Consider the following 12,217-nt stretch of genomic DNA (forward strand, 5'->3'; position numbering starts at 1 on the left):
CAGCCAGCGCCGCACCTCGGGCGCCAGGGGCAGGCGCTCGGCGATGGCAGCCAGCGGCGCCAGCTCGATGCGGTCGGCCGCCAGTTCGGTGCCGAGGGCCCCGTCCTGCCCGTTGCGGTGGCGCACGCGCACCTGGCTGGCCGGCCAGGCCAGGCCGTCGCGGGTGCGGAAGCTGAGGTTGGGCGTTTCAAAGCCGAAACCGCCCGGCCCCCAGTCGGCCTGCGCCCGGCCCTGCACGGTGTCCAGCGCCAGGGGTTCGAGATCGGGGCCCAGCTGCACGTCCACGTCTTGCAGGTCGACGTCGGCCGTGGCGGCCTTGACCTGGCCGCGCTCGACGTCGAGCCAGGTGCGCACGGCTCCGTGGCCGGAGCGCACGGCGACGCCCCATTCGGACAGGTCGGCATAGGTCCGCAGCCGGGCAACGTCCACCCGGCCAAAGTCGGCAAACAGTTCACCGCTCCAGTGGCGCCAGACCGGTTCGCCGGCGCGCCGCTGGCTGAGGTCGATCAGCGGTTCGGTAAAGCGCCCGCGCAGGCTCAGGCGGTCGCCCCATTCGGGCGGCGGCGTGCCGTCCAGGCGCATGTCGTGGTGGCGCAGACCGTTGCGCACCACGAGTTCGACACCGGAAAGCTCCAGCGGCGCCCGGCCCTTGAGGTCATCGGTCCAGCGCAGCGTGCCGCCCTCGATCGTGAAGGCCGGCTGCCTGAAGAACCATTGGGCGGCGGCGCCGTCGTCGCCGGGACCGGACAGGTCGAGCCCGGCCACCAGGATGCGGCCACTGGCTTCGCGCCGGATGTCGAGCACGGGACGCACGATGTGCAGTTGCTCGAACCCCAGGTGCCAGAGCGAACGCGCCGAGAGCGACGCCCGCACCGCCGGCAGTTGCAGGGCTTCCCGGCCCTCGGGGTCGTAGAGGCGCACATCGCCGAGTTCCAGCGTGGGCACCAGTTCGGGCAGCCAGCCGTCGCTGCGGCGCGGCAGCGTGGTGATGCTGCCGACCTTGACGGGCACGCCCAGCGCGCTGCTGGCCCAGCGCTCCAGATCGGGGCGCCATTCGCCGATTCGCGGCACAATCCAGCCGTGCAGGGCGCCCCAGGTCAGCAGGAACAGCACCCATGCGGCCACCACCAGCCACAGCAGACAGCGGGTGGCGACGGAGAAAAACCGGAGGGTGCGCGGGGAAAGGGACCGAGTGGTAGGGTCGGCGGCTGAAGCCGGGCGCTCAGGATTCATGACTACCGCAAATTATGACGGCCAGCCAGGACCTCAACGCCCGCCATCCCGTTTCCACATTGTCAAGAAGTGTGAAGTCTTCCCCAGGAACCGTCTGCCCCGCGCTGACCGACGAACACCGGCGCGCCGATCACTCCCGCTTTGTGCAGCGGGTGCGCCGCCGCTATGAGGCCGAGCTGAGCACGCTGCCCCCCGGCACGCCGACCCGCGCCACCATGACCGACTGCCTGGACACGCTGCGCGGCCGCGGCCTGGCCATGCCGGCGGCGCTGCGCGTGCTGCGCCAGTTGGTGATGGAACGCTTGGTGGTGCTGGACTGCGAGCAGCACGCCCCGCTGGCAGACGTGACGGGCGCCGTCACCACGCTGGCCGAGATCGCGCTGGACCAGGCCTGCCTGCTGGCCTTTGCCGATCTCGACGCCCTGCACGGCGCGCCACTGGTCGAAGACAGCGGCGACGCGACCGCCCCCCAGCGGGCCCAGCTCTGGGTGATCGGCATGGGCAAGCTCGGCGCGCGCGAGCTCAATGTCTCCAGCGACATCGACCTGATCTACGTCTACGACCACGACGGCGAAACCGCCGGCAATGCCGATGGCCGCCACCGCATCAGCAACCACGAATATTTCGCCAAGGCGGTCAAGCACATCTACAGCACGGTCGGCGACGCCACCGAACACGGCAGCGTGTTCCGCGTCGACCTGGCGCTGCGGCCCAACGGCAATTCGGGCCCGAGCGTGGTCTCGCTCGCCGCGCTGGAAGAGTATTTCCTGGTCCAGGGCCGCGAATGGGAGCGGTTCGCCTGGCTCAAGAGCCGGGTGATCGCGCCCGCCGCCAGCATCCGCGACGGCAGCGCCAGCGCGATGCGCGGCCCGGTGCTGCCCTTCGTGTTCCGTCGCTACCTCGACTACAACGTCTTCGACGCGCTGCGCACGCTGCACCGGCAGATCCGCGACCACGCCGCCAAGCGCGCGGCCGGCAACCCCGGCCGGGCCAACGACGTCAAGCTCTCGCGCGGGGGCATCCGGGAAATCGAATTCACCGTGCAGCTGCTGCAAGTGGTGCGCGGCGGCCAGTTCCCCGAACTGCGCACCCGCCCCACGCTGGACGCGCTGAACCGGCTGTGCAAGGCCGGCCTGATGCCGCGAGCCACGGCCGACGCGCTGGCCGCGGCCTACGAATTCCTGCGCAAGGTGGAGCACCGCATCCAGTACCTGGATGACCAGCAGACCCACCTGATGCCCACGCGCGACGACGATCTGGCCTGGATCGCCGCCACCCTGGGCTACCCCGACGTGTGCGCCTTCCTGTGCGAGCTGGACAGCCACCGCGAAACCGTGGCGGGCGAATTCGACACCCTGCTCGGCGGCCCGCAAAAGGGCGGCTGCAGCGGCAAGGGCTGCACCAGCCGGGCCAGCGGGCGCAGCGCGGTCGAAGACCTGCAGGACGCGCTGCCGCAACTGCCCGAAGCCTTTGCCGCCAAGGTGGCCGCGTGGTGCGAACACCCCCGGGTGCAGGCCCTGCGCGAGGACGCGCGGCTGCGGCTGGTGCGGCTGGTCGAACGCACCGGTGCCTGGCTGCAGGACGGCCGGGTGACCGAGCTGGCCGCGCTGCGGCTGGCCGACTGGATCGAAACGCTGTTGCGCCGCGAGAGCTACCTGGCCCTGCTGCAGGAGCGACCGTCGGTGCACGAACGCCTGCTGCGCCTGCTGGGCGCGGCCAAGTGGCCGGCGCGCTACCTGCAGCGCCACCCCGGCGTGATCGACGAGCTGGCCAGCCGCCAGCTGATGGACGAGCGGTTCGACGCGGCCCAGTTCGAGGCCGACCTGGACGAACGCCGCGCCTCGCTCGCGCGCACCGGCGAAGACGACGAGGAAGCCCTGCTGAACCTGCTGCGCCGCGCCCACCACGCCGAGGTGTTCCGCACCCTGGCACGGGACGTGGAAGGTGTGCTCAGCGTCGAACAGGTGGCCGACGACCTCTCGGCCCTGGCCGACGCGCTGCTGCGCGTGACCACCCGCTGGTGCTGGAGCCGGCTGAAAAACCGCCACCGCGACGAGCCGGCCTTCGCCATCATTGGCTACGGCAAGCTCGGCGGCAAGGAACTGGGCTACGGCAGCGACCTCGACATCGTTTTTGTCTACGAGGACGCGCACGAAAACGCCAGCGAGATCTACGCCGCCTTCGTGCGCAAGCTGATCAACTGGCTGACCGTGAAAACCGGCGAAGGCGACCTCTACGAGATCGACACCGCGCTGCGGCCCAACGGCAATTCGGGCCTGCTGGTCACGGGCTTCACCTCGTACGAGAACTACCAGCGCGGCCGCGGCAGCAACACGGCCTGGACCTGGGAACACCAGGCGATGACGCGCGCCCGGTGCGTGCTCCCCGCCGAGGGGGCGCTGGCGACCCGCTTCGACGCGGTGCGCGAGGCGGTCATCACCGCCGAGCGCGACCACGCGGCGCTGGCGCAGGAAATCCGCAGCATGCGCGAGAAGGTGCGCGCGGCGCACCCGGTGCGCGGCGGCCGCTTCGACGTCAAGCACAGCGCAGGCGGCATGGTCGACGCGGAATTCGTGGTGCAGTACCTGGTGCTGGCGCATTCGCAGGCGCACCCCGAACTGCGCGCCAACGTGGGCAACATCGCGCTGCTGCTGCGGGCCGAAAGCGCCGGCCTGCTGCCTGCCGGCGTGGGCCGCGCCGCCGCCGACGCCTACCGCGAACTGCGCCACATCCAGCACCAGGCCCGGCTGGACGAAGCCCCCACCCAGATCGATACGCAGGCCTCGACCGCACTGGCCCAGGCCGTCCAGGCGCTCTGGCAACACGTGCTGGGCCAACCGGCGGCCGCATGAAAACCTCGCGGAGCTGGCTGCTGCTGTGCATGCTGCACGGCGTGGCCAGCATGCTGCTGTGGTGGGCCCGTGACAGCGCCGTGGACCTGCTGACCTGGCAGGCCGACGACTGGACCACCCGCCCCTGGACGCTGTGGACCACGGTCTGGGTGCACCTGAATACCCCGAACCTGATCGCCAACCAGCTCGCGCTCGGCGCCCTCACTGCCCTGGCCTGGATGATGCGACCGCCCCTGGGCGCGGCGCTGGCCTGGCTGCTGGCCTGGCCCCTGACCCAGCTGATGCTGCCGCTGTGGCCGCAGATCGGCTATGCCGTCGGCCTGGCCGGTCTGCTGCATGCGGGCACCGCGGTGATGGTGGTGTACCTGGTGGCGCAGCGCGTGCCGGTGGCCCGCGCCCGGCGCTGGGGCATCCTGCTGGGCGTGGGCCTGCTGGGCAAGCTGTGGCTGGAAAGCGCCTGGTCCTACCCCGTGATCTGGGACACCAGCAACGAGATGTCGGTGGTGCAGGCCGCGCACCTCACGGGCGCGCTCTGGGGCCTGGTGCTGGCCTTGTTCGCGATGCTCGCGAGCGACCGGGTGTCCCGCTGGCACGTGGGTTGAATCCACCCGCGCCCGGCCTGCGTATCCACCAGACACCCGGTCCGGCCGGCAGGAACCCTGCCCGCCCGGGCCCGTCCAACAGCCTGCTGTCTTCGTCCTGGAGTCCCCCATGCCCAACGCCCTGCCCCCACACGCCGCCACCCCGTCCCCGAAACCCCTGCCCGGACCGGGCCTGAAGCGCCGCACAGCCCTGGCCGCCGGTGTGACCTGGGTCGGCCTCGGTGCTGGCGGCATGGTCCCCCGATCTGCCGCCGCGGCCACCGGCAGCGCCGCCTGCCCGGCCCTGCTGACCCACACCTTCGAGCGCCTGCAAGACGAAAAACCGCAGGACCTGTGCCAGTACGCCGGCCAGGCGGTGCTGGTGGTCAACACCGCCAGCTACTGCGGCTTCACCGGCCAGTACAAGGGCCTGGAGGCCTTGTACGACCGCTTCCGCCCGCAGGGCCTGGTGGTGCTCGGGTTTCCCTCCAACGACTTCAGCCAGGAACCGGGCAGCAACCAGACCATCGCCGAATTCTGTGAAAACACCTTCGGCGTGCGTTTCCCGATGTTTGCCAAAAGCAGCGTGGCGGGAGCGCGAGCCAACCCGCTGTACCAGCAGCTTGCCCGGATCACCGGCGAAGCTCCGCGCTGGAATTTCCACAAGTACCTGATTGCCCGCGATGGCCGCACGGTGCGCAGCTACGGCAGCCGCGTGGCGCCCGACCAGCGCGATTTCCTGCGCGACGTGGAACAGGTGCTGGCGGCCAAGGGCTGAGCAGCGGCGCACACGCGAGCCCCTGCGTGCCGTTGGTCGGACGCCTGCCCCGGATGAACGGCGCGGGAACTTTCTGCCGGCGAGCCGCCTCCATGACAGCAAGGCGTTTCACACGCCGCCCCTTTTTGTCTGCGAAGCCTTCCACCGTGTGGTGGATGCAATCCCGAGGCGCTTCTCCTCCTCCTCCCTCCCTCCCTTCTTCGTTTCGGGGCGCTTCGCAGACCTTGTCTTTCCAGCCCGGCGCCGCTGGCGGCGACCGGCTTCAGTGCAGACCCGGCACCGCCTCCACCTGCCGGGCGTCGAGCATGTAACCCATCCCCCTGACCGTCTTGATCAGCGGCGCGCCCACCGCCTGGGCCCCGCCCAGCTTGTGGCGCAGGCGGGCGATCAGCCTCTCCAGGCTGCCATCGGGCGGGGCGCTGGCCCGGCCGCGCGCCTGGTCGAACAGCTGATCGCGGGTCACCACCGCCCGCGGGCACGCCAGCAACGCATCGAGCAGGCGGCATTCGGCGTTCGACAGCGGCAGCATGGCGCCCTCGGGGGTCTGCAGGTAGCGCTGCGTGCGGTGCAGTTGCCAGCCATCGAAGCGGACCACCCCCGCGCCGCTCAGCCCCCGGGGCTGGGTGCGGTCGGCCTGGGCTCGGCGCAGCACGCGCTGGACGCGCGCGGCAAATTCGACCGGATCGAGGGGTTTGGTGATGCAGTCGTCCGCACCGCTCTCGAACCCGACGATGCGGTCGTAGGACGAGGCCCGCGCAATCAGCACGACCACCGGCAACGCCGAAACGGCGCGCAGGCGCCGCAGCAGCGCCAGACCGTGGGTGTCCGGCAGGCCCAGGTCGAGCACCACCAGATCCACCGGCTCACGCGCCAGCAGTTCGTCCATGGCCGCCGCATCGCCCGCCACGCTGACGGTCATGCCGTGGCGGTGCAGGCAGGTGGTCACCCGCTGGGTGATCGCCGGATCGTCGTCCACCACCAGGACATGGGGCTGTGTGTTCATGACAGCCAGTCTAGGAAGCGGCCGGCGGGCCGTTCGCGGAAATAGACGGGTTGTCCGGGCCTTTATCGGCCCGGTGTCCGGTCAGGCCGTCGGCTGGGTGTCGACGAAGCTCTGGCGCAGCGCGAGTTTGTCGCTGAGTTTGGCCAGATTCGGGTAGGGGCCGCGCCAGTCGATGGCGGGGAAGCGGAAATCCAGGTAGCCGAGCGCGCAACCCACCGCGATGTCGGACAGGCTCAGGTGGATGCCGGAACAGAAGGGCTTGTCGCCCAGGCCCTGGCTCATGGACTTGAGCGCGCCCTGGATCTTGCCCATCTGGCGGTCGACCCAGGCCTGGCTGCGCTCGCCGGCGGCGCGCCCGGGCCAGGTGAGTTCGAGCCGCGCCAGGATGGCGGCGTCAAGCAGGCCGTCGGCCAGCGCTTCCCAGGTCTTGACCTCGGCGCGCTCGCGGCCCGAAGGCGGAATGAGCTTGCCCACCGGCGAGAGCGTGTCGAGGTATTCGACGATCACCCGCGAGTCGAACACCGCTTCGCCGCCTTCCATGATCAGGCAGGGCACCTTGCCGAGCGGGTTGGCATCGGTGATGTGGGTGTCGGCCGACCAGACGTCTTCCTGGATGAACTGGTAATCCAGCTTCTTTTCCGCCATGACGACACGGACTTTGCGGACGTAAGGGCTGGTGATGGCGCCAATGAGCTTCATGGATGACGTCGACCGGGGGGTGATGGGGGTGGCATTTTAGCCAGCGAAACCGCCGGTCGAACTGACGCCTGTGCACCGCTGGCGACCGGCTGGCGCCCAGGGGCCGAACCTACAATGGCGGGATGCGAGCTTCTTCTTCCCCCGCGGCCCCGGCGGCCACCCTGTCCCCGATTTCTGCCCTCTCGCCCCTGGACGGCCGCTACGCCGGCAAGCTGGCGGCGCTGCGCCCGTTCATGAGCGAACAGGGCTACATGCACCGGCGCGTGCAGGTGGAAATCGCCTGGTTCATCGCGCTGTCGGACGCCGGCTTCACCGAATTCGCCCCGCTGTCGCCGGGCGCCCGCACCTATCTGCTGGGTCTGGTCAAGAACTTCAACGAAGACGATGCGGCCGCGATCAAAGAGATCGAGAAAACCACCAACCACGACGTGAAGGCGGTCGAATACTGGATCAAGTCCAAGTTCGAGGCCCGACCCGAACTGGAGAAAGCCGCCGAGTTCGTGCACTTCGCCTGCACCAGCGAAGACATCAACAACACCAGCCACGCCCTGCAGCTCAAGGGCGGGCGCGACCAGGTGCTGCTGCCGACGCTGGACCAGATCATCGACAAGCTGCGCGCCATGGCGCAGGCCCACGCCGCGGTGCCCATGCTCAGCCGCACCCACGGCCAGACCGCCAGCCCCACCACCGTGGGCAAGGAAATCGCCAATGTGGTGGTGCGGCTGACCACGGCGCGCGAGCGGATCGCCGGCGTCAAGCTGATGGGCAAGATGAACGGGGCCGTGGGCAACTACAACGCCCACCTCTCGGCCTGGCCCGACTTCGACTGGGAGAACTTCAGCCAGAAGGTGGTGGAGACGCCCGAGCCGCTGGGCCTGGGGCTGACCTTCCAGCCGTATTCGATCCAGATCGAGCCGCACGACTACATGGCCGAGCTGTTCGACGCCATCGCGCGCACCAACACCATCCTGATCGACCTGTCGCGCGACATCTGGGGTTATGTCAGCCTGGGCTACTTCAAGCAGAAGCTCAAGGCCGGCGAGATCGGCTCCTCGACCATGCCGCACAAGGTCAACCCGATCGACTTCGAGAACGCCGAAGGCAATCTGGGCCTGGCCAACGCCGTGCTCAAGCACCTGAGCGAGAAGCTGCCGATCAGCCGCTGGCAGCGCGACCTGACCGACTCGACCGTGCTGCGCAACATGGGTGTGGCCATGGGCTATGCGGTGCTGGCCTACGCCTCGCTGATGACCGGTCTGAACAAGCTCGAACTGAACGAAGAGGCCCTGGCCACCGACCTGGACGCCTCGTGGGAAGTGCTGGCCGAGCCGATCCAGACCGTGATGCGCCGCTTCGGCGTGCCCGGCGCCTACGAAAAGCTCAAGGAAGTCACGCGCGGCAAGACCGTCACGGCCGAAGCGCTGCACACGCTGATCCGCAGCCTGGAAATTCCCCAGGCCGAGAAGGACCGCCTGCTGGCCATGACGCCCGGCAGCTACGTGGGCAAGGCCGCCGAACTGGCGCGCCGCGCCTGATCCTCCGCTTCACCGTCTGTCCTGAAGGAGCACGTCGCGATGGCCATCGAGCTGTACAACAAGAATGGCCATGTGTGCCTGATGTTCGCCAACCTCAGCGACGAAGGCGGTGAGGCGGTGCAGGCCAACCAGTTCCTGGTGATCGACAACGACCAGGGCGCGATCATCGATCCGGGCGGCAACATGGCGTTCAACGAACTGCTGCTGACCATCGGCCGCTTTTTTCCGCCCAACAAGCTCACCGAGATCCTGGCCTCGCACGCCGATCCCGACATCATCGCGTCGCTGGACCGCTGGATGACCAGCACCCAGGCCACGCTGTACATCTCGCGCCTGTGGGAGCGTTTTGCGCCGCACTTCTGCAAACCGGGCAAGACAGCCGGGCGTATCGTGGGCATTCCCGACCCCGGCATGCGCATCCGGCTCGGCCGCAGCGAACTCGTGGCGCTGCCCGCGCACTTCATGCACGCCGAAGGCAACTTCCAGTTCTGGGATCCGGTCAGCCGCATCCTGTTCTCGGGCGACCTGGCCGTGTCGCTGGGCACGTCGGCCGACGCGGCCAAGCCCATCACGTCGCTGGCGCCCCACCTGCCCCGCATGGAGCCGTTCCACCGCCGCTACATGGTGTCGCAGAAGGTGCTGCGGCTGTGGGCCAACATGGCACGCACCCTGCCCATCGAGCTGATCGTGCCGCAACACGGCGCCCCGCTGGCGGGCGCGGCGGTCAAGGAATTCATCGACTGGATCGGCGACCTGTCCTGCGGCATCGACAACTTCACGCAGGCCAATTACGTGGTGCCGCAGTAAGCGGCGCCGACGGCCTCGGCCCCTTTTCCGGATGAGGGATCTGCGCTCCCGCTTTCGCGGGAGGCAGAGCCTGCCGCGGCAACGCCCGCAGGCAGGCCCGCTCGCTCAGGCTTCGTGCGCCACCGCGGGACGCCGCGAGGCGATCCACTTGCCCAGCGCCAGCACCAGCAGCGCGCCGGCAACGTGGGCCACCCAGTAGAGGGCGCTGGAGATGACCGCTTCGTTCGTGGCCGGGTCGATGGCGCCCAGCTTGGGCACCCAGGTCCACTTGTCGGGATTGACGAAAGCCGGGTCGGTGACCACCATGCCGCCCGCGATCCAGCCCAGCAGCATGCCCCCCAGGGTGATGATGACCGGGAAGCGCGCCATCAGCTTGATGACGAGCTGCGAGCCCCAGACGATGATGGGGATCGAGATCAGCAGGCCCAGCACGACCAGCAGCATCGAGTGGTCCTGACCGGCGTTCTGCGCCGCGCCCGCGATGGCGATGACGTTGTCCACGCTCATGACCAGGTCGGCCACGATGATGGTCTTGATGGCGGCCAGCAGCTTGTCGCTGCCCTGGATGTTGTCGTGCCCCTCTTCATCGGGGGCCAGCAACTTGATGCCGATCCACACCAGCAGGATGGCGCCGACGAGCTTCAGGAACGGAATGTTCAGCAGCGTCATCGCGAAGGCAATCAGGATGACGCGCAACACGATGGCCCCGGCGGTGCCCCAGATGATGCCCTTGGTGCGCTGGGCCGGCGGCAGCTTGCGGCAGGCCAGCGCAATCACGACCGCGTTGTCGCCGCCGAGCAGGATGTCGATGATGATGATCTGCCCCAGCGCGATCCAGAACGGCGCGTGGGTGAGAAAGTCCAAATCCATGAGAGTCCTCGATAGGTGTCGTTATGGGTCCCGAACCCCGGCCAGCCCGGCTGTGCGTTCCCGCCTTCGGCACGGCAGGACGGTGCCAGCAGGCGCCCAACCCTTGCCTGTGTGACGATGGACACGTGGAGCGAAGGGGCGTGCGCAGCCTGACACCGACCCTGGCGGGCCTGTCAAAGGTCTTGCTCGACCCGCCGGCAGCGGGCCCGGAGCGCCGGGCGCCTGAAAGGCACCGTGGTGACGACGAACCGGACGGTCGGGGAAGACCGCAGAGCTACTCCCCTTCGAAGCGCCGATTGTAGGTGCGCGCCCGCGCGGTGGCACATCGGCGGCGTACGCAGTTCCCACAAGCGGCACGGGGTGTCGGCACCGGGAAAACCGACACCCTGGCCCGGGGTCTTATGATCCGCACCCCATGGCCGGCATCCACATTTCCGACATCGAAGCCGCGATCAACCACTGGCGCGAGCGCACGCCCTCGCCCGACGGCGTGTCGCTGGCGCCACCGGTGCACGCCCTGGCCGAGGTCTATGCCCGCCTGGTTTTCCTGCGCCACCATGAAGTGGATGAGCACGACATCCCCGACGCCGCCCGCTCGGCCTGGCTGGCCTGGGTGGACACGCAGCCCGACACCCCCTGCATCGCCATCTGCTCCACCAGCCAGGGCGACGCGCACTGCAAGGGCTGTGGCCGCAGTTTCGAGGAAGTGCAACTCTGGACGGGCATGAGCCCGGCCCAGAAACGGGTGGTCTGGCGGCGCATCACGCAGGAAGGCACGGCCTGGCGCTTCAACCGCTACGCGGAACGGGTCTCGCGGTGAGGCGCCAGGCGCTGGTTTCTTGACGGGCTGGGTCTGGCGATGCGCGGCTGGATGCCCGCCTGCGCGGGCATGACGGCGGGGACCACACAGGCAGCCCCCGGCAAACACCACGGCGGGTGCTATGCTGGCCGCATGAAACTCATCCTGACTTGGCTGCTGGCAGCCTGTGCACTGTTGATGGTGGCGTATCTCTACCCCGGCGTGCAGGTGCAGAACTTCACCTCGGCCCTGGTGGCGGCCCTGGTGATCGGGCTGTTCAACATGGTGTTGCGGCCGCTACTCGTTGTGCTGACACTGCCGGTCACCATCGTCACGCTCGGGCTGTTTCTGTTCGTGATCAACGCCCTGCTGTTCTGGGCGGCCGGCTCCATCCTCGCCGGCTTTCACGTCAACGGCTTCTGGGCGGCCCTGCTGGGCTCGCTGATCTATTCGGCCCTGATGCTGCTGGTCAATGCCGCCGTGCGCTCACTGCTTGCGCGCTGATTCCTTCATCTCTTCGCGCTGAAGCGTGTCCAGCGCCCGCAACCGGGCGTCCACGATGGCCAACTCCATGCCATCGGTACGCTCGTTCGCCGGCAGGGCCTGCGCGGTCTTGAGCCGCTCGATCGCGCCCGGGTAATCCAACTGGGCAGCCCGCGCCTCGGCTTCGGCGCGGATGGCGTGCAGACGCCGCCCCTGGGCTTGCTGCGCGCGGGCCAGCAGTTGCCAGGCCCCCGCATCGCGCGGGTGCTGCACCACCCAACCGCTCAGGCGCGCACTCACCAGCGCCGGCGCGCCGCCGGTCAAGGCGGCTTCGGCCGCGTTCAGCACCAGCGCCCGCCGGTCGCTGGACAGCGCCGCGTCACGCACCGGCAGCCAGTCGGCGTCGGCCACCGGGGCCACCGGGGTCCCCGCGGCCTTCGCCCGCGCCACCACTTCCAGCCACAGGGCGTCCAGCACCCATTGGGCTTGCGGGTCGCCCTGGGCCCGCAGCGAGCGCGCCAACGCGAGCGCGGACTGCCGCTCGCCCAGGCGCAGGGCCGACAGCGCGCCCGCATAA

General features: G+C 69.2%; 12 protein-coding genes. 7 read left to right on the forward strand and 5 right to left on the reverse strand.

Annotation, left to right across the window (positions count from 1 at the left end):
- On the reverse strand, positions 1-1,233 hold a 1,233-nt coding region (locus QQK43_RS21290), incomplete at its 3' end, for a YhdP family phospholipid transporter (protein ID WP_370465331.1).
- Positions 1,234-1,247: 14 nt separating this feature from the next.
- Between QQK43_RS21290 and glnE the strand changes: the two genes are divergently transcribed.
- From glnE to QQK43_RS21305, 3 genes are all read left to right on the forward strand, one after another.
- On the forward strand, positions 1,248-4,085 hold the full coding sequence (gene glnE / locus QQK43_RS21295) for a bifunctional [glutamate--ammonia ligase]-adenylyl-L-tyrosine phosphorylase/[glutamate--ammonia-ligase] adenylyltransferase (RefSeq protein ID WP_284309375.1): 2,838 nt from the start codon (positions 1,248-1,250) through the stop codon (positions 4,083-4,085).
- Positions 4,082-4,687, forward strand: a complete 606-nt coding sequence (locus QQK43_RS21300; RefSeq protein ID WP_284309376.1) for a rhomboid family protein — start codon at positions 4,082-4,084, stop codon at positions 4,685-4,687. Before glnE ends, QQK43_RS21300 begins: the two co-directional genes overlap by 4 nt.
- 109 nt (positions 4,688-4,796) lie before the next feature.
- Positions 4,797-5,444, forward strand: coding sequence for a glutathione peroxidase (locus tag QQK43_RS21305; protein WP_370465332.1), 648 nt, complete (start codon positions 4,797-4,799; stop codon positions 5,442-5,444).
- Positions 5,445-5,706: 262 nt separating this feature from the next.
- Here QQK43_RS21305 and QQK43_RS21310 read toward each other — a convergent pair whose 3' ends face one another.
- Together QQK43_RS21310 and QQK43_RS21315 are read right to left on the reverse strand one after the other, a co-directional pair.
- Positions 5,707-6,447: a response regulator transcription factor gene (locus QQK43_RS21310; protein WP_284309377.1), complete on the reverse strand. Its 741-nt coding sequence runs from the start codon at positions 6,445-6,447 to the stop codon at positions 5,707-5,709.
- 81 nt (positions 6,448-6,528) lie between these two features.
- On the reverse strand, positions 6,529-7,146 hold the full coding sequence (locus tag QQK43_RS21315; protein WP_234264201.1) for a glutathione S-transferase N-terminal domain-containing protein: 618 nt from the start codon (positions 7,144-7,146) through the stop codon (positions 6,529-6,531).
- A gap of 122 nt (positions 7,147-7,268) precedes the next feature.
- Here QQK43_RS21315 and purB point away from each other — a divergent pair, with 122 nt between their 5' ends.
- Complete coding sequence (gene purB, locus QQK43_RS21320; protein WP_284309378.1) at positions 7,269-8,681, forward strand: adenylosuccinate lyase; 1,413 nt, start codon at positions 7,269-7,271, stop codon at positions 8,679-8,681.
- Between the two features lie 39 nt (positions 8,682-8,720).
- Entirely contained in the window at positions 8,721-9,488 is a 768-nt protein-coding gene (locus tag QQK43_RS21325) for an oxygen-binding di-iron domain-containing protein (protein WP_234264203.1), read from the forward strand.
- 105 nt (positions 9,489-9,593) lie between these two features.
- Here the strand turns inward: QQK43_RS21325 and QQK43_RS21330 are convergent, their stop codons facing one another.
- On the reverse strand, positions 9,594-10,358 hold the full coding sequence (locus tag QQK43_RS21330) for a TerC family protein (RefSeq protein ID WP_284309379.1): 765 nt from the start codon (positions 10,356-10,358) through the stop codon (positions 9,594-9,596).
- A 415-nt stretch (positions 10,359-10,773) separates the two neighbouring features.
- Between QQK43_RS21330 and QQK43_RS21335 the strand changes: the two genes are divergently transcribed.
- Both QQK43_RS21335 and QQK43_RS21340 read left to right on the forward strand, forming a co-directional pair.
- Positions 10,774-11,178, forward strand: coding sequence for a DUF3717 domain-containing protein (locus tag QQK43_RS21335; RefSeq protein ID WP_284309380.1), 405 nt, complete (start codon positions 10,774-10,776; stop codon positions 11,176-11,178).
- A gap of 132 nt (positions 11,179-11,310) precedes the next feature.
- Complete coding sequence (locus tag QQK43_RS21340; protein ID WP_284309381.1) at positions 11,311-11,661, forward strand: phage holin family protein; 351 nt, start codon at positions 11,311-11,313, stop codon at positions 11,659-11,661.
- Here the strand turns inward: QQK43_RS21340 and QQK43_RS21345 are convergent.
- The coding region (locus tag QQK43_RS21345) for an AfsR/SARP family transcriptional regulator (protein ID WP_502260859.1) at positions 11,644-12,217 on the reverse strand (574 nt) is incomplete at its 5' end. The genes QQK43_RS21340 and QQK43_RS21345 overlap by 18 nt on opposite strands.

Origin of the sequence: Hydrogenophaga electricum (assembly GCF_030160815.1) — a bacterium.
GTDB lineage: Bacteria > Pseudomonadota > Gammaproteobacteria > Burkholderiales > Burkholderiaceae_C > Hydrogenophaga > Hydrogenophaga electricum.